This is a genomic window from Pseudomonas shahriarae, from assembly GCF_014268455.2.
In the GTDB taxonomy this organism is placed as follows: Bacteria; Pseudomonadota; Gammaproteobacteria; order Pseudomonadales; family Pseudomonadaceae; genus Aquipseudomonas; species Aquipseudomonas shahriarae.
In genome coordinates, this window is sequence record NZ_CP077085.1 from 630,361 (window position 1) to 646,464 (window position 16,104).

General features: G+C 63.8%; 17 protein-coding genes. 2 read left to right on the plus strand and 15 right to left on the minus strand.

Annotation, left to right across the window (positions count from 1 at the left end):
- Positions 1–78: 78 nt before the first annotated feature.
- The gene (locus HU773_RS02805; RefSeq protein ID WP_233096771.1) at positions 79–1,296 is read right to left on the minus strand and encodes an MFS transporter; all 1,218 of its coding nucleotides are present in this window, start codon (positions 1,294–1,296) and stop codon (positions 79–81) included.
- Positions 1,297–1,468: 172 nt separating this feature from the next.
- Between HU773_RS02805 and HU773_RS02810 the strand changes: the two genes are divergently transcribed.
- Positions 1,469–2,362: a LysR family transcriptional regulator gene (locus HU773_RS02810; RefSeq protein ID WP_057437242.1), complete on the plus strand. Its 894-nt coding sequence runs from the start codon at positions 1,469–1,471 to the stop codon at positions 2,360–2,362.
- 53 nt (positions 2,363–2,415) lie between these two features.
- Positions 2,416–2,616, plus strand: a complete 201-nt coding sequence (locus HU773_RS27340) for a type II toxin-antitoxin system PemK/MazF family toxin (RefSeq protein WP_225923832.1) — start codon at positions 2,416–2,418, stop codon at positions 2,614–2,616.
- 227 nt (positions 2,617–2,843) lie between these two features.
- On the opposite strand, the gene HU773_RS02820 is transcribed toward HU773_RS27340, so the two are convergent.
- Genes HU773_RS02820 through HU773_RS02885 form a run of 14 tightly spaced genes read right to left on the minus strand, consistent with a single transcriptional unit; the run spans position 2,844 to position 16,016 of the window.
- On the minus strand, positions 2,844–3,293 hold the full coding sequence (locus tag HU773_RS02820; RefSeq protein ID WP_057958088.1) for a hypothetical protein: 450 nt from the start codon (positions 3,291–3,293) through the stop codon (positions 2,844–2,846).
- A 27-nt stretch (positions 3,294–3,320) separates the two neighbouring features.
- Positions 3,321–4,547 carry a beta-ketoacyl-ACP synthase gene (locus tag HU773_RS02825; protein ID WP_057958183.1) on the minus strand — a complete coding sequence of 409 codons (1,227 nt, stop codon included), beginning with the start codon at positions 4,545–4,547 and terminating at the stop codon, positions 3,321–3,323.
- On the minus strand, positions 4,547–5,275 hold the full coding sequence (gene fabG / locus HU773_RS02830) for a 3-oxoacyl-ACP reductase FabG (protein ID WP_057437246.1): 729 nt from the start codon (positions 5,273–5,275) through the stop codon (positions 4,547–4,549). Before fabG ends, HU773_RS02825 begins: the two co-directional genes overlap by 1 nt.
- On the minus strand, positions 5,268–5,732 hold the full coding sequence (locus HU773_RS02835) for a hotdog family protein (protein ID WP_057437248.1): 465 nt from the start codon (positions 5,730–5,732) through the stop codon (positions 5,268–5,270). Before HU773_RS02835 ends, fabG begins: the two co-directional genes overlap by 8 nt.
- Entirely contained in the window at positions 5,729–6,895 is a 1,167-nt protein-coding gene (locus HU773_RS02840; RefSeq protein WP_057958089.1) for a beta-ketoacyl-[acyl-carrier-protein] synthase family protein, read from the minus strand. Before HU773_RS02840 ends, HU773_RS02835 begins: the two co-directional genes overlap by 4 nt.
- On the minus strand, positions 6,892–7,374 hold the full coding sequence (locus tag HU773_RS02845) for a hypothetical protein (protein ID WP_057958090.1): 483 nt from the start codon (positions 7,372–7,374) through the stop codon (positions 6,892–6,894). The genes HU773_RS02840 and HU773_RS02845 overlap by 4 nt, the downstream gene beginning before the upstream one ends.
- Positions 7,371–8,105: a class I SAM-dependent methyltransferase gene (locus HU773_RS02850; protein ID WP_169989309.1), complete on the minus strand. Its 735-nt coding sequence runs from the start codon at positions 8,103–8,105 to the stop codon at positions 7,371–7,373. The genes HU773_RS02845 and HU773_RS02850 overlap by 4 nt, the downstream gene beginning before the upstream one ends.
- 11 nt (positions 8,106–8,116) lie before the next feature.
- A complete protein-coding gene (locus tag HU773_RS02855; protein ID WP_081044168.1) occupies positions 8,117–9,364 on the minus strand; it encodes an NAD(P)/FAD-dependent oxidoreductase in 1,248 nt (415 codons plus the stop codon).
- A gap of 57 nt (positions 9,365–9,421) precedes the next feature.
- Positions 9,422–11,734, minus strand: a complete 2,313-nt coding sequence (locus HU773_RS02860; RefSeq protein ID WP_057958092.1) for an MMPL family transporter — start codon at positions 11,732–11,734, stop codon at positions 9,422–9,424.
- On the minus strand, positions 11,724–12,407 hold the full coding sequence (locus HU773_RS02865; protein WP_225923833.1) for an outer membrane lipoprotein carrier protein LolA: 684 nt from the start codon (positions 12,405–12,407) through the stop codon (positions 11,724–11,726). Before HU773_RS02865 ends, HU773_RS02860 begins: the two co-directional genes overlap by 11 nt.
- Positions 12,401–12,829, minus strand: a complete 429-nt coding sequence (locus tag HU773_RS02870; protein WP_057958093.1) for an acyl-CoA thioesterase — start codon at positions 12,827–12,829, stop codon at positions 12,401–12,403. Before HU773_RS02870 ends, HU773_RS02865 begins: the two co-directional genes overlap by 7 nt.
- Positions 12,822–14,366 carry an HAL/PAL/TAL family ammonia-lyase gene (locus HU773_RS02875; RefSeq protein ID WP_057958094.1) on the minus strand — a complete coding sequence of 515 codons (1,545 nt, stop codon included), beginning with the start codon at positions 14,364–14,366 and terminating at the stop codon, positions 12,822–12,824. The genes HU773_RS02870 and HU773_RS02875 overlap by 8 nt, the downstream gene beginning before the upstream one ends.
- Positions 14,347–15,285 (minus strand): lysophospholipid acyltransferase family protein, encoded by a 939-nt coding sequence (locus HU773_RS02880; protein WP_186625793.1) that lies wholly within the window; start codon positions 15,283–15,285, stop codon positions 14,347–14,349. Before HU773_RS02880 ends, HU773_RS02875 begins: the two co-directional genes overlap by 20 nt.
- The gene (locus HU773_RS02885) at positions 15,282–16,016 is read right to left on the minus strand and encodes a glycosyltransferase family 2 protein (RefSeq protein WP_057437268.1); all 735 of its coding nucleotides are present in this window, start codon (positions 16,014–16,016) and stop codon (positions 15,282–15,284) included. Before HU773_RS02885 ends, HU773_RS02880 begins: the two co-directional genes overlap by 4 nt.
- Positions 16,017–16,104: the final 88 nt, after the last annotated feature.

The window sequence follows — 16,104 nt, forward strand, 5'->3', positions numbered from 1 at the left end:
GTAGGAGCCGGCTTGCCGGCGATGACATGCCTGAGCCTTGTGGTGATTCTTCGGGCCACATCGCTGGCAAGCCAGCTCCTACAGTTTGAGCGGTGGCAACTTGGCCAGCTTCAACGCCACCAGCAACGCCACGATCAGCAGCGCGACGATAAACCCGCCAATCCCGTTCCATCCGGCGTAATGCCAGAAAAACCCACCGGCCGTCCCGGCAATGCTCGACCCTGCGTAATAGCTGAACAGGTACAGCGACGACGCCTGCCCCTTGGATTGCAGGGCGCGGCGGCCGATCCAACTGCTGGCTACCGAGTGGGCGCCGAAGAAGCCGAAGGTGAAGATCAGCATGCCGATGATGATCAGTGGCAGCGGGCTGAACAGGGTCAGGGTGATGCCGGCCAGCATCAGCACAATCGTGGCCCAGAGTACGCGACGGCGGCCGAGGCGGTCGGCCAGCGAGCCAATCTTCGCCGAGCTGTAGATGCCCGACAGGTACACCACCGACAGCAGGCCCACCACCGCCTGGCTCAGGTCATAGGGATCGGCCAGCAAGCGGTAGCCGATGTAGTTGAACAGCGTGACAAACGCCCCCATCAACACAAAGGCCTCAAGAAACAGCCAGGGCAGGCCGGCATCCTTGAAGTGCATGACGAAACCGTTGATCAGGTTGCGCGGCTTGAGGCTGCTGGCGCGGAAGTTGCGCGAGGGCGGCAGGATCTTCCAGAACACCGTCGCCGCAATCAGCGCCAGTGCGCCGATGATCAGCATTGCCGTGTGCCAGCTGACAAAGTCGATCAATACGCCAGTGATCAGGCGCCCGCTCATGCCCCCAATCGCGTTGCCGCCGATGTACAGGCCCATGGCCAGGCCGATGTGCTGCGGGTGGATCTCTTCGCTGAGGTAGGTCATGGCCACGGCCGCCAGGCCACTGAGGGACAGACCGAGCAGCGCGCGCATCCACAGGATGCCTTCCCAGGTCGGCATCAGGCCGCTGGCGATGGTGCACACGGCTGCGCAGAACAGCGAGGTGACCATCACCGGTTTGCGCCCCAGGCGGTCGGAAATCGGCCCGGTGATCAGCAGGCCAAAGGCAAGCATCGCGGTGGAGACGGAGAGGATCAGGCTGCTCTGCGCGGCGTTGATGGAAAACTCGTGGGACAGCACCGGCATCATCGGCTGTACGCAATACAGCAGGGCAAAGGTGGCAAAGCCCCCGGAAAACAGCGCCAGCACTGTACGCATAAACAACGGCGTACCTTTTTCGATGTACACGTCGTTGAGTTGCGCCACCACCTCATCCAGGGCAGTGGGCGGACGTTCTTGGGCAAGCGGAGCGACGGCAGCTTTCACGCGGGACCTCGGGAAGCAAAGGCAGCCAGGACTGGCCATGCAAAAAAGAATATAGCTGGCTAATGATTCTTTCCAATATATTGTTCGACCTGTTTGATAGCTTTTACGACCTAATGAGGTTTTCATGGAATTACGCCACTTGCGCTACTTCATCGCCGTGGCTGAAGAGCTGCATTTCGGCCGGGCCGCCCAGGTCCTGGGCATCTCTCAGCCGCCCTTGAGCCAGCAGATCCAGGCGCTGGAGCAGGAGGTCGGCGCCCGGTTGTTCGAACGCACCAATCGTCGGGTCGAGCTGAGCGAGGCCGGGCGCTTGTTCCTCACGGAAGCCCGCCTGGTACTGGCCCAGGTCGACAAGGCTGCGGATGTGGCACGCCGAGCGCAGTTGGGGGAGCTGGGGGAACTGAAGATTGGCTTCACCTCTTCGGCGCCGTTCAACTCCAGCATCCCACAGGCGATTTTTGCTTTTCGCCAGGCCTTCCCGGCAGTGCATTTGAATTTGCAGGAGATGAGCAGCACCGAGGTGGCTGATGCGCTGGGGGACGAAACGATCCAGGTCGGCTTGATGCGCCCGTTGCCATTGCCCGATGCATTGAGTGTCGTAGAGCTGATGCGTGAGCCCCTGGTGGCGGTACTCAGTGCCGGGCATCCGTTGGCGCAAGGCAGCGAGCGCGGTTTGCACCTGACGCAGTTGGCTGAAGAACCCTTCGTATTCTTCCCACGGGCCTACGGGAGTGGTTTGTACGCACAGTTGATCAACCTGGCCCGCGATGCCGGTTTCAGCCCGCACTTCGCCCAGGAGGCGGGCGAGGCCATGACCATCATCGGCCTGGTGGCGGCGGGGTTGGGAGTGTCGGTGTTGCCGGCGTCATACCAGCGCATCCGCATCGACGGTGTGGTCTACCGCACCTTGCTCGACCCGGAGGCGGTAACGGCAGTGTGGCTGGTTCAGCGCAAGGACCAGCAGTCACCCATGGCCAAGGCGTTTGTCGAGCTGCTGACGCGTAAGGCGTTGGTGTAGCGGCGTTCACATATCAGGTACCGGAACCGTTTGTTTTTCACTGAGTGACATGGATGACACTTCTCTATCAGCCCAAAGAAGGCAGTGTGTTGATTCGTGATTTTCGAGGCTATGAGGTGCCGGAAATCATCAAGATCAGACCCGTCATTGTGATACGCAGGCACAGGACCAATAAGCTGTTGGTAACGGTTGTGCCCCTAAGTACCACGGCGCCGCAGACGGTACTCGCACACCACTTGCAGCTTGAAAGCTAACCCAGTGTGCTGGGCGAAATGCGACAGCGTTGCCACCGTCAGCCTTGGACGACTTGATCGAATCAAGCGTAAGGATCGGCATGGCAAACGAACTTACAAAATCGCTGAACTTTCCAGTGAGCAGTTTTTAGCTGTTAAGGCCAAGCCAGCCTGCTTGTGAAGAGGGCGCCGAAAGGCGCCCTTTGTCGTTTCTGGTGCAAGGTAGATGCCGGTTTTTCAGGCGCCGATCAGTTCTGCTTCGACGTCCCCGTCTCCTTGAACAACTGCGCCGCGGTACCCGCTTGCGCGGCGCCGTTAGAGCGCAACGCGGCCATGATGTCGCGGTCGAGCATGCTCACCCAGCGGTTGTAGTTGCGATGGATCTTGCCGTTCTTGTAGCCCAGTTCCTGGCTGTCGCGATACGTGATGGCGTAGCTGGTGCCGGTGTAGCGAATGTCGATTTCGGCGTAGTAGCGGTTGCGCACGTTGATCTGGGCCTGGATCAGGCGTGGGTCGGCGCGTTGCACGGTCCAGTTGCGCTTGTCCAGGGCGGTGAGGATGCTCTGTTTCATTTTCTCTTCACTGACCTGCTCGTTGGCGGCAAGCGCGTGCTGGGTGTTGAGCACCGGCTTGCTGGTGCAGCCGGCAGCGGTCAGCAGCGTCAGGGCGATAAGGGTGGCGCGTAGCAACGAAGACATTGCGTTCTCTCCAATCAAATAAAAGGCTTACTGCCAGCGGCGAAAGATCAGCGACGTGTTGACGCCGCCAAAGGCAAAGTTGTTGTTCATCACGTAGTCGTTGTGCATCTGGCGGAACTCGCCGCGCAGGTAATCCAGCTCGCCGCAGCGCGGGTCCACTTGATCGAGGTTGAAGGTCGGCACGTACTGGTCGCGGTTCATCATCTCGATGCTGAACCACGACTCCAGCGCCCCGCAGGCGCCCAGGGTATGGCCGAGGAAACTCTTCTGCGAGCTGATGGGCATGCGGCTGCCGAACAGGCTGCTGGTGGCCAGGGTTTCGGCAATGTCACCTTGTTCGGTGGCGGTGCCGTGGCCGTTCACATAACCGATGGCATCCGGCGCCAGGCCGGCATCTTCGAGGGCCAGCTCCATGGCGCGGCGCATGGTGGTCTGTTCAGGTCGCGTGGTGTGCTGGCCGTCGGCGTTGCTGCCAAAACCAACGATTTCGGCATGGATATGCGCACCACGGGCCAGGGCATGTTCCAGCTCCTCAAGCACCAGCATGCCGCCGCCTTCGCCGATCACCAGGCCGTCGCGACCGCTGTCGTAGGGCCGTGGGCTGGTTTGCGGCGCGTCGTTTTTCAGGCTGGTGGCGTAGAGCGCGTCAAACACCATGGCTTCGGTGGGGCACAGTTCTTCGGCGCCACCGGCGAGCATCAGTGGCAGGCGGCCGAACTTGATCGCTTCATAGGCATAGCCGATGCCCTGGCTGCCACTGGTACACGCGCTGGACGTGGGGATCAGGCGCCCGGTGAGGCCAAAAAAGATGCTGATATTGGCCGCCGTGGTGTGCGGCATCATGCGCACGTAGGAGTTGGCGTTCAGACCCTCGGCCACCGAGTTGAGCAGCATATTGCCGAATGCCTTGATCTCGTCGGTGCTGCCGGTGGATGAGCCGCAGGCCACACCCATGCGCCCATCCTTGATCGACGCATCGCCCAGCAGGCCGGCGTCTTGCAACGCCTGCTCGGCGGCCCACACCGCCAGGCGCGAGACCCGGCCCATGCTGCGCAATTGTTTGCGGGTCCAGTGGGCGGGCACCACAAAGTCGTCAATCGGCCCGGCCAGGCGGGTGTTCAGTTCGCTGAAGCGATCCCACTCGTCCATGCGCCGGATACCGCTGCGCCGGGCGCGGAAGTTGGCGACGATGGTGTCCCAGTCGCTGCCCAGGGAGGTCATGCCGGCCATGCCGGTGACTACCACACGTTTCATCAGCACAGGCCCCCGTTCACGGCCAGGACCTGGCGGGTGATGTAGCCGGCTTCGGCTGACATCAGGAAGTTCACCGCACTGGCGACCTCTTCGGGGGTGCCCATGCGTTGCGCGGGGATCATTTTCATCAGCTCTTCCACCGGCACATTCTCATCGAGCATTGCCGTGTCGATCAGGCCCGGGGCCACGCAGTTGACGGTGATCTTGCGCTTGCCCAGCTCAATGGCCAGGGCCTTGGCGGCGCCGATCAGGCCGGCCTTGGACGCGCTGTAGTTGACCTGGCCACGGTTGCCGATCAGCCCCGAGACCGAGGTAATACATACAATGCGCCCGGCCGCACGACGCCGGATCATCGGCATCATCACTGGGTGTAGCACGTTATAGAAACCATCGAGATTGGTACGCATCACCACGTCCCAGTCGTCTTCCGACAACGCCGGGAACGCGCCATCGCGGGTCAGCCCGGCATTCAGCACCACGCCGTAATAGGCACCGTGGGCTTCTACGTCGGCTTCAAGGATCTGCTTGCAGGTGGCCCGGTCCGCCACGTCGAATTGCAGTACCCGCGCCTTGCGGCCCAGGGCCTCGACTTCGACCTGTACGGCATCTGCCTCGGCGCGGCCGCTGCGGCAATGCAGCACAATGTCATGGCCGGCCTGGGCCAGGCGCAGGGCGATAGCGCGGCCGATACCCCGGCTGGAGCCGGTGACCAGTACGGATTCAGTCATGACGCGTGTCCTTCGATTCAGCTAAATAGTTGGCCGCCTGGGGCGGTCGAAATACGTTCAGGCGGGCGCTGGCCTGGATCCCGTCGCCGGTCAGGTGGCATTCGAACACACCCATGCCGTTGTCGTCTTCCAGGGAGCGCAGGCCGTGGATGGTCAGTTCGCTGCCGGCGGGAAAGTGCTCGACATTGCATTCGAATTTGCGCGTGCCCAGCAGGAAGCCCAACTCCACTGCTTCGCCGTTCTGGCGTGCGCGGCAGCCGGCATAGGCGGCCACGCTTTGCGCCATCAACTCGACGCCGACCCAGGCCGGCAGGCTGCCGTCAGGGCGGTTGAACAGGCCGCCGGGCTTGACGGTGACGCGGGTGCGGATCTGTTCTTCATCGAACGCCAACACCTGGTCGATCAGGATCATGTCCCCGGCGTGGGGCAGCAGTTCGGCGAGTGGCCAATGGCTCATAGGGCGTCTCCGATAATCAGGCTGACGTTATTGCCGCCGAAGGCAAACGAGTTACTCATCAGGCAGCGTTTTTCCAGGAGGTCGCCGACCTTGGCCCAGCGCAGGGCGGGCAGCGCCGGGTCGGCTTGGCCGTCCCAGATATGGGGCGGCACAGCACCTTCCATCAGGCTCAGCCAGCAGAATGCCGCTTCCAGCGCCCCGGCGGCGCCGAGGGTATGGCCGGTCATGGGCTTGGTCGAGGAACAGGCTACACCGGCGGGGAACAGGCTTGCCACGGCCAGGCTTTCCATGGCGTCGTTATGCTGGGTGGCGGTGCCGTGCAGGTTCAGGTAACCGATCTGCGCCGGCGCCAGTTTCGCGCTGGCCAGGGCCTTGCGCATGGCCTGCAATGCGCCCTTGCCGCTGGGTTCCGGCGCAGAAATATGGTGCGCATCGCAACTGGCGCCGCTACCCAGCAGGGCGATGGGCGCCGGGGTTTTGCTCATCAGGAACAGCACCGCCGCCTCGCCGATATTGATGCCGTTGCGGTTCACCGAAAACGGGTTGCAGCGTTCGCTGGAGACCGCTTCCAGCGAGGTAAAGCCATTGAGGGTCAGCTTGCACAGGCTATCGACCCCGCCACACAGCACCGCATCGCACAGGCCCAGGTCCAGCAGGCGGCGTGCGCTCATCATTGCGCGGGCGCTGGAGGTGCAGGCGGTGGAAATCACATAGGCCGGGCCGCTCAGTTGCAGCCAGTCGGCGAGGAAGTTGGCCGGGGCGCCGAGTTCCTGTTGCCGGTAGTCATAGGCCTCGGGGAACTGCCCTTCGCGCAGGTAATGGGCGATGCCGCGACTGGCTTCATCAATGCCCGAGGTGCTGGTACCCAGCACCACACCGATACGCGAGGCGCCAAAGGTGTCGATCGCCTGCCGGATCGGGCCTTCGATCTGCAAGGCGGCCTCCAGCAACAGCTGATTATTGCGACTGCTCTGCTGGGCCAGGTGCGGCGGCAGTGGCGCCAGTTCGCCAGGCACGCTGCCCACCGGCAGTACTCGCTCGGGCACCCAGCCGCTCTCGGCGCGCATACCCGAGCAATCCCCGGCAAACAGATTGCGCCGCACGGCCTGCTGGCCGCGGCCTAGGGCGCAGATGATCCCCAGGGCATTGAGGTAGGCGGTCATGGGCTGCTCTCAAGCGCGGTGACGCGATAGTTCAGGTGCTGGCCGGGCATGTTCACGCTGAAGGTCAGGGGCGCGCGGTAGATCACCTGCCAGTGCGGCTTGAGTACCCGTACGCCATCGCCTTCACGGGCTTGGGGGTAGTTGCCGGGCATTTCAGCGGCCGGGGTCAGGGCGAACAGCAGCGCCGCAAACAGCTCGCGGGCCTGGGGGTTGGGCGGTAGCAGGCCATCTGCCTGCCAACGGCCGGCCACCAGCTTTTGCCGGGCCTGGGGGATGCCCAGCGGGTCCATCAGTGACCAGCGCAGGGCCTCGCCTTCGCGCTGGATCACCAGCAACCAGTCCTGGCGCTGGCCGTCCTGCTCGCGCTCGATATGCAATTGCAGGGGCAAGGCCAGGCTCGGTGTATGCACCGGCAGTGGCGGCTGGCTGGCGCACGCGGCCAGCAGCAACAGGCAGCCGATCAACAACGCGCGGATCATGCTGGCGGGCCTGCGAGTGGCTTGCGTGCAACCACATTCACCAGGGTCTCTTCACGCTCGCCAAACGGCTTGGGCTGACGCAGGCCCCAACGCTCCAGCAGGCCGAAGTCAGCCGAGCGGCTCCACCACAGGTACGGGTACGACACATTCTGCGGGCCAAACTCGAAACCCTGGTCGCGGATCATCTCCAGGTACTCGGCGGCGCTTTTCTGCACATGCATCGGGTGGCGGAACAGCCAGCGAATCACCCAGGTGTCGATATAGGCTTCGGTGGACTCGGCAAACAGCAGGTAGCCGCCCGGCTTGAGCACCCGATAGAACTCGGTGAGTGCCCGCTGTTGCTCCACCAGGTGGTGGAAGGTCTGGTGGCAGAACAGGATATCGACACTGTCATCGGCCACCTTGAGGGTTGCGCAATCGCTGCCGATCAACTCGATATCAATGCCCTGGCGCGCCGCTTCGGCACGGCTCAGGTCGAGGCTGTGGGGGTCGGCGTCAAGGCCGATCAGGCGCTGGGGGGCGAATACCTGCTGCAAATAACGGAACGACTTGCCCTGGCCGCAACCGGCATCCAGCAGCACTGGAGCTTCCGGCAGCGGGGTGCTGAACAGGCTGCGCAGGTCGTTGATTGCCACGCGCAGCACATGATGCTGCCAGGTGTGGCTGCGCAGGAACCAGAAGCCGAATTTGGTTTCTTCGACGTAGTTTTTACTCAAGTACTCTTTTGACACAGGTGGGCTGCTCATAGGTTTTCTGCCGCACAAATTTCCGAGAGCATCCGCAAGCGGCGCTTGGGTTCGCTGACAAAGGGGTTGCGTTCATCCCAGGCGTAGCCGGCGAGGATCGAACTGATCATGCGGCGGATTTCCGGCGAGCTGCCAGGGTGATAGATCACATCCTGGAAGGTGCCGGCGTACCAGCCTTCGACGTAGCAGCGGAAGGTGTCGACCCCGCGTTTGAGCGGCACCGCGAACTCGGTTTGCCAGTCCACGCTTTCGCCCTTGAGCTGGCGGTGCAAGAGCCCGGCGGCCATGCTGGCCGAGCGCATGGCGATGGTCACGCCGGACGAGAACACCGGGTCGAGGAACTCCGCGGCATTGCCCAGCAGCGCAAACCCCGGGCCATGCAGGGTGGTGACGTTCGCCGAGTAGCCGCCAATGGTCCGGGCCGGGGTATCCCACACGGCATTCGCCAGCACACTGGACAGGCTCGGGGTTTGTTCGATAAAGCGGCGCAGGCAGGCATCCAGATCCCCATCGCAGCCGGCGAAATGCTCCTTGGCCGCGACCACGCCCACCGAGCAGCGCCCGTTGCTGAACGGGATGGTCCAGAACCAGATATCGCGCTGGGTCGGGTGGGTGGTGATAAGAATCTTGCTGCGGTCGAAGCCCGGATGTTCGATATGGTCCTCGACGTGGGTGAACACCGCCTGGCGCAGCGGGAAGTTCGACGGCGCTTCCAGGTTCAGCAGGCGTGGCAGCACGCGACCGTAACCGCTGGCGTCGAGGACGAAGCCGGCCTTGATGTGGTATTCGCGACCGTTTTCGCGGCGTACATGCAGGTAGCGGTGGCCGGCGGCGAAATCCACCCCGACCAGGGTCTGGCCGTAACGGATCTCTACGCCTTGCAGCGCCGCCTGATCGGCCAGCAACTTGTCGAAGTCGGCGCGCTGGACCTGGAAGGTCGTGGGCTTGCCGTCGCTGAATGTGTCACCGAAATCAAAGGCGCTGTAGCGCTCGCCCCAGGCAAACGCGGCACCGGTTTTCAGTTGGAAACCGGCGGCGTTGACGGCCTCGAGCATGCCGGCCTCTTCGATAAAGTCGATGCAGTGGGACAGCAGGCTCTCGCCGATGGAAAAACGCGGGAAGTGCTCGCGCTCGATGATCAATACATCATGCCCGTTACGCTTGAGCAGCGCGGCCGCAATGGCACCGGACGGGCCGGCACCGATCACCACGACCTGGCGGCGTTCCATTTCAACTGTGGGCACTGTGGCTCCTTGCCGGGTTGGCGATCATTACATTCAACTCAAAAAAATTAGTGGGCATCATTGCGCATGTTCCTGGCGGCCGGCCCATGGCGCCAGCATAAAGCTGAAGGCCAGGCCCAGGCTGACCGACAGGCCGAAATTACTCACCGCCGGGGTGCTGGACACCGCCAGCAGGCCAAAGGACAGCCAGGTGGTGACGGCTGCCAGCAACGTCCCCAGCAGGCTGACAGCGGCACCGCCGATCTGTTCGCGCATGAGGATTGCATAATCGACGCTGATCGCCGTCACCAGCAGCAGGCCGAACAGGCTGAACAGGGTCAACGGCTGCCCCAGCCAACCGAGGCTGGCCAGGCTGCACAGCGCCGCCAGCAGCGGCAGGGCGACAATCCGCAGCGCGCCGCCCAGGCCAAAGGGCAGAATCAGCAGCAAGACGATCAGTACACAGGACAATAATTTCAATTCGGCAGCGCTGATCTGGGTTGCGGCAAATACCTGGTTCAAGTCGCCGAGGCGGTCCACCAGTTGCACGCCCGGCAGGTCCAGGGCCTGGATGCGCAGCAGCGCCGGGTTGTTCAAGCCTTGCAGGCTGACCATCGCCGCCACGCCGCCCTCGACATTGCCCAGCCACAGCAGGCGCCACGGCTCGGCCAGCGGGCCAGCCAGGGCGGCGTCGATGTCGGCGGTGGGCAGCGCCTGCAACTGCGCCAGCTCTGCTTGCAGGGCGCTGGCGGGGATGCCGAGGTCGAGCAGCGGCTGCCACAGGGCGGGCAGTTGATTCAGGGCTTCGCGCAATTGCTGCTGTTCGCCGGGGGGGCTGACCAGTTGATTGAGCGCCAGGTAGCCTTGCAGTTTTTCCATGTGCACCAGTTGATCCAGGCGCAGGCTCAACGCAGCCTGGCGTTCCAGCAACTGCTGTTGATTGTCCGCGCGTACCAGGAAGAACTGGCTGGTGGGCTGGTAGCCGGTAATGCGGGCAATCGCCTGGGCTTCTTGCAGCAGTTGCGGCGGCGCGCTGATCCACTGGCGAATATCGTTCTTGCTGTTCAGATGCCACAGGCCACCGGCGCAGAACAGCAGGGCCAGCACCAGCAATGCCTGGCTCGGCAGGCGCTTGAGCAGCGACTCACGCACCCCCAGCAGGAACTCGGCGACCCGCAGCGGCCATTGCGCCGGGCGCAGGTCCATGCCGTTGAGCAGCGCCGGCAACAGGCACACCGCCGACAGGTAGGCGCCCACCAGGCCGGCGGCGGAGAACACGGCGATCTGGGTCAGCGCCGGGAACGGCGTCCAGGCCAGGGCCAGGTAGCCGATGCAACTGGTGGCCAGGCTCAGGCTCAGGCCCGGCAGAGTCAGGCGCAAGGCTGGCCAGCTGCGCCAGGGTTGCAGGCTCCAGCTCTTGGACAGGTAGTGCAGCGGGTAGTCGACGGCCACGCCGATCAGGCTCGCGCCCAGCACCAGGGTCATCACATGCATATGGCCGAACAGCGCCACACAGGCCACCGCGCCAAACAGCATGCCCACCAGCACCGGGACAAACGCCAGCAACACCCGCCAGCGACGAAACGCCAGCAGCAACAGCAACAGGATCCCCACCGTTGCGCCACCGCCGACCCAGGTCATCTCGCGGCTGGCTTGTTGTTGACCGTTGGCCGCGTACAGCAGGCCGCTGGCGGCGAGCAGTTGCACGCCGTGCTGGGCGGCCTGTTCGCGGCTGGCTTGCAGCAAGTCGGCGACTTGCAGCGGCAGCTTCATATCAAAGGCATTGCCCTGGGTACGCGCACGCAGCAATACCCAGCTCTTGCCGTCGGCGTCGGCGATCAGCGCGCCGCTGCCGATATCCAGTTGCACCGCGCCGTGTTGTGGCTGGCTGCTCTGGATGCGTCCGGTCAGGCCCAGCCAGTCGTCCTGGCTGGGGACCAGGCTGAAGCCGGTAAAGGGATCGAACAGTGTGTGTACCCGCTCTGCGATAAACGCCGCAGGCTCGCCGATCAACTGTTCGCGGTCCTTGGTCGACAGCATCGCCAGGCGCCCTTGCAGCAATTGCTGGCGCAGGGCGGGCAGGTCGGCTTGCAGGGTCCAGGTGACTTTTTCAAACAGACCGCTGGCCTGCCAGCGCTCGCCCAATTGTTCGGCCATGGCCACCGCCTGCTGACGCTCGGCATGCCCGACCAGCACCAGCATCTCGCGGTTCAGGGGTTCCTGCATGCGCTGCTCGGCCGCCAGCTCCAGGGCGTCCGGGGTGTTACCTGGCACCAGTTCCATCAGGTTGGCCGACAACGGCGCGCCCTGGCGCCATTGCCAGCCGGCCAGGGCCAGCACGGCCACCAGCAGGATCAGGAACAGGCGCGGCAACCAACGCTCACTGGGCAAAGTCGTGTTGCTCCGCGTCGCTCAAAGGTTGCGTGCTGGTACTGTCCTGCATGCGCAACAGGGTGCTGTCGCCCTGGGTTTCCAGCAACTCGATGGTGTGCACCAGTTCGCCGCCGTCGATATTGATTTGGGTGAACACTTGCTTGAGCAGCAGCGAGCGCGGGATCAACGTGAGTTTCCAGGCCTTGGCTTCGCCTTGCAGCTGCAACTCGAAGTCGCGCTGCAAGCCACTGCTGTCGCCTTGCAGGACGGCGAGGAACAAACGGTTCTGCTCGGCGCCGGCGCTTTTGTTCGGCAGTGGCTGCCAACCGTTTGCATCACGGCGGGCAATACCCTGGGCGTTGATGCGGTAGTCCTGCTGCAGCGGGGTTTTCAGCAGCCAGAGCAGGCCGTGGTCCTTGGCCAGGACGAAGGTACCTGTGCTGGTCAGCGGCTGGGGCAGGGCACGCAGGTGTTTTTCCTGGATGAAGTTGCCGTGGATCACCGTAGGCTTGGCCAGTTGATCGCTGAGCTGTTGCAGGTCAAAAGCATAAGCCCCGAAGCTCAGCAACAACCCGGCTGCTGTAGGTGCGAGCTTGCTCGCAAAAAACCTCAGGGCGCTGCGCAGTGTCAGGGCCCCTGGGTTAGCGTTGACGTCCATCGCCGGCAAGCCAGCTCCCACAGGGGTCAGCATTTCAAGGCCCTTTCGACGGCGGTGGTGAACACGGTTGGCGAGGCCAGTTGCATCTCGCGGCTGGCAATTTCTACGGCCACTTGCACGGTGCTGGCGCGGGTCAGGCGCTCGCCGCTGGCAAGGTCGGTGATCAGGTAGTTGACCTTCAAGCGGTTCTCCCACTCCACCAGGCTGGCGCGCACGTTGAGGGTCTGGCCAAAGGTGGCGCCACGCACGTAGCGCAGTTGCATGTCGATCACCGGCCACGCATAGCCGGATTCGAGCATTGCCGTGTAGTTGTGGCCGAGCTTGTCGAGCAACGCGCAACGGGCGATTTCCAGGTACTTCACGTAGTGGCCGTGCCAGACCACGTTCATCGTGTCGATGTCGAAGAACGGTACGAGGATTTGTGTGTCGCTGTGCAATACGCCGGGGCTACGCATGCAGCCTCCAGTGTTGCGCGGCGATGCGTTGCAGGCACAGGCGCAGTTCGCCCTCCAGGGCCCGGTCTTCGATCACCGGCGGGAAGTCCTTGGCCAGTGCCTCGTGCATCGCAGCCAGGGCTGGCGGCAACGGCCGTGCATCCTTGACCTGGGCGCGCAACCACACGCCCTGGTTGGCGGCGAGCAAGGTGGCGGCGGCCACTTGTTCGGTCAGCTCCAAGACGCGGATCGCATCGCGGGCGGCGATGGTGCCCATGCTGACCTTGTCCTGGTTGTGGCATTCGGTGGAGCGCGAAAACACGCTGGCCGGCATGGTGTTTTTCAACGCTTCGGCGGTCCAGGCGCTGGTGCCGATCTGCACCGCTTTGAAGCCGTGGTTGATCATTGCGCGGTCCGCCGGGGCGCCCGACAGGTTGCTCGGCAAGCCATGGTTGTAGCGCTCGTCCACCAGCAGCGCGAGTTGCCGGTCGAGCAGGTCGGCGACGTTGGCCACCAGGTTCTTCAGGCTGTCCATGGCAAAGGCGATATGCCCGCCGTAGAAGTGCCCGCCGTGCAGCACACGTTCGGCTTCGGCGTCGATGATCGGGTTGTCGTTGGCACTGTTGAGTTCGATCTCGATAAACGAGCGCAGCCAGTTCAGGCTGTCGGCCAGCACGCCGAGGACGTGGGGCGCGCAGCGTAGCGAGTAGCGGTCTTGCAGGCGGTGCAGCGGCGCGGTCGGGGCGTCGATCGCCAGGTCCTTGCGCAGCCAGGCTGCGACCTGCATCTGCCCGGGGTGTGGTTTGGCGGCGAACAGGCGTTCGTCGAAGTGCTCCGGGTTGCCTTGCAACGCCACCACGTTCAGCGCGGTGATGCGTGTGGCCAGTTGCAGCAGGTAGTCGGCGCGGGCGAAGGCCAGGCAGGCCAGGCCGGTCATCACCGCGGTGCCGTTCATCAGCGCCAGGGCTTCCTTGGGTCGCAGCACCAGCGGGGTCCAGCCCAGCTCGCGATGGACATCGGCAGCCTGGCGGCGCTCGCCCCGGAACAGCACTTCACGCTCGCCGGACAAGGTCGCGGCCACGTATGACAGCGGCGTCAGATCGCCGCTGGCGCCGACCGAGCCTTCTTCCGGGATCAGCGGCAGGATGTCGTGTTCAAGAAACGCATGCAGGCGCTCCAGCAGTTCAACCCGCACCCCGGACACGCCATGGCACAGCGACTGTAAACGCGCCGCCAGCACCGCACGGGTGGCCTGGGCGTCGAGCAACTTGCCCAGGCCGCAGCCGTGGAAGGTGTACAGGTGGCGCGGCAATGCCTCGACATGCTGCAACGGCACCGCCACCACGCACGAGTCGCCATAGCCGGTGGTCACGCCGTAGATCACGCCTTCCTTGTCCAGCAGCGAATCGAGGAACTGCGCGCCCTTGGCGATGCGCTGGCGGTACCCGGCATCGTCTTGCAGGCGAGTGGGCGCCTGACGGTTGGCCAGGGCCAGCACGTCTTCGATGCGCAAAGGGAGTTCGCCGAAGGTTACCGGCTCAAGCAGATGCGTCGTCATCGGTCTTCCAGAAAGGGTAAAAGTTGAACCATTGTTGGGGCGCTTCCAGGCAGAACTGGCCCAGGCGTTCGGCGTAGCGGGCGGCCCAGTGGGCGATCACTTGCGGGCGGTCGCTGCGTTTCCATTCGATCAATTGGGCGAAGGGCTCGATGATCAAACGATAGCGGCCCTGGTGCTTGAGGCACATCAGCAGGTTGACCGGGCATTTGAGCAGCCCGGCCAGCAACCACGGGCCCTGGGGGAAGGCCGCGCTATGGCCGAGAAAGTCCACGCGCACGGTGCGCCCGCCATGCAGCGGGATTCGGTCGCCGGCAATCGCCAGCCATTCACCGTCGTCCAGGCGCTGGCTGAGCAGCAGCATCACCGCCGGGTCCAGTTCGCTGACCTGGATCAGCCGCAGGTTGCTCGCCCCGGCTTCGCCCAGCAGGCGGTTGAACTGTTCGGCATGCTTGGTGTGCACCAGCACATTCATGGTGACTTTCTCGCCCAGCTCCGCCAGGGCCCGGCACACTTCCAGGTTGCCCAGGTGCGCACCCACCAGCATCTGCCCACGTTCGCCGCGCAGTTGCCCGCGCAACTGGGCCGGGTCGATGATCTCGATCTGTTCCAGGCGCAGCTTGCCGTTCCATACGTCGAGCTTGTCCAGCAAGGCGTCGGCGAAGGCCATGAATTGGCTGAAGACCTTTTTGTGGCTGGGGCGCAGCTCGTCGCGCCCACTCCAGTCGGCCAGGCGCTGCTGGTATTGCCAGATGCTCTGGCGCGCGGCGCGACCAAATACGAAAAAGTACAGGACGATGCCATACAGCAGTGGGCTCAGCATCCGGCGCCCGAGGACCTTGGCGGCGAACGCGGTGAGCTTCATCAGCCAGAAACTGCCGCGCTCCTGGCGGTCGGCCCAATGCCGGGTGTTTTCGCTCATGCCTGCCACCGTCGCCAGAGGATCAGCGGCGCACGCAGCAACATGCCAAAGAACAGCCGGGTGTGCATCGACGAAATCAGCAGGTTGTCGTGGAACATCCGAAAGTGCGACAGGCCATCGGCCGGGTAATGCACCTTGGTCGGCAGCCAGCGCATCGGCTGGTTGCGCCATGACAAACGCACGAGGATGTCGGAGTCGAAATCCATGCGCTTGCCGATCCGCGCCGAGTCCATCAGCGCCAGCACCGGTGCCAGCGGGTAGATGCGAAAGCCGCACATCGAATCGCGGATCTGCAGCGACAGGCTGTTGATCCACACCCAGACATGGGTCAGGTAGCGGGCGTAGAGGCGGCCCTTGGGCACGCTGTCGTCGTATTCGGGGTAGCCGCAGATCACCGCATCGGGGTGAGTGCGCGAGGCGTCGATAAACAGGGCGACTTCGCGCAGGTCGTGCTGGCCGTCGGCGTCCACTTGCAGGGCATGGGTAAAGCCCAGGCGTGCGGCTTCGCGAAAACCGACTTGCACCGCACCGCCCTTGCCCTGGTTGGTGGGCAGGGTGATCAGCGAGACGTTGTCCAGGCTGGCCAGTTGCGCCAGTACGGCGGCGCAGGCGGGGCTGCTGCCATCGTCCACCAGCAGGCAGGGCAGGCCATGCTCCAGCAGGCTGCGGACCACGGCGGGCACGGCGGCTTCATGGTTGTAGACCGGGATCAGGGCGCAGGGGTTATGCATGGTGGCGGACACCTGATGGACCGAGTTGCCTGCATCGCAGGCAAGCCAGCTCCCACATTGGGAATGTGTATCCATTGTGGGAGCGGGC

Bases quoted from the DNA above. Each gene is read 5' to 3' on its own strand.
- HU773_RS02885 (WP_057437268.1), bottom strand. From the start codon at position 16,016: ATGCATAACCCCTGCGCCCTGATCCCGGTCTACAACCATGAAGCCGCC.
- HU773_RS02880 (WP_186625793.1), bottom strand. From the start codon at position 15,285: ATGAGCGAAAACACCCGGCATTGGGCCGACCGCCAGGAGCGCGGCAGT.
- HU773_RS02845 (WP_057958090.1), bottom strand. From the start codon at position 7,374: ATGATCCGCGCGTTGTTGATCGGCTGCCTGTTGCTGCTGGCCGCGTGC.
- fabG (WP_057437246.1), bottom strand. From the start codon at position 5,275: ATGACTGAATCCGTACTGGTCACCGGCTCCAGCCGGGGTATCGGCCGC.
- HU773_RS02865 (WP_225923833.1), bottom strand. From the start codon at position 12,407: ATGCTGACCCCTGTGGGAGCTGGCTTGCCGGCGATGGACGTCAACGCT.
- HU773_RS02825 (WP_057958183.1), bottom strand. From the start codon at position 4,547: ATGAAACGTGTGGTAGTCACCGGCATGGCCGGCATGACCTCCCTGGGC.
- HU773_RS02875 (WP_057958094.1), bottom strand. From the start codon at position 14,366: ATGACGACGCATCTGCTTGAGCCGGTAACCTTCGGCGAACTCCCTTTG.
- HU773_RS02810 (WP_057437242.1), top strand. From the start codon at position 1,469: ATGGAATTACGCCACTTGCGCTACTTCATCGCCGTGGCTGAAGAGCTG.
- HU773_RS27340 (WP_225923832.1), top strand. From the start codon at position 2,416: ATGACACTTCTCTATCAGCCCAAAGAAGGCAGTGTGTTGATTCGTGAT.
- HU773_RS02820 (WP_057958088.1), bottom strand. From the start codon at position 3,293: ATGTCTTCGTTGCTACGCGCCACCCTTATCGCCCTGACGCTGCTGACC.
- HU773_RS02870 (WP_057958093.1), bottom strand. From the start codon at position 12,829: ATGCGTAGCCCCGGCGTATTGCACAGCGACACACAAATCCTCGTACCG.
- HU773_RS02840 (WP_057958089.1), bottom strand. From the start codon at position 6,895: ATGACCGCCTACCTCAATGCCCTGGGGATCATCTGCGCCCTAGGCCGC.
- HU773_RS02835 (WP_057437248.1), bottom strand. From the start codon at position 5,732: ATGAGCCATTGGCCACTCGCCGAACTGCTGCCCCACGCCGGGGACATG.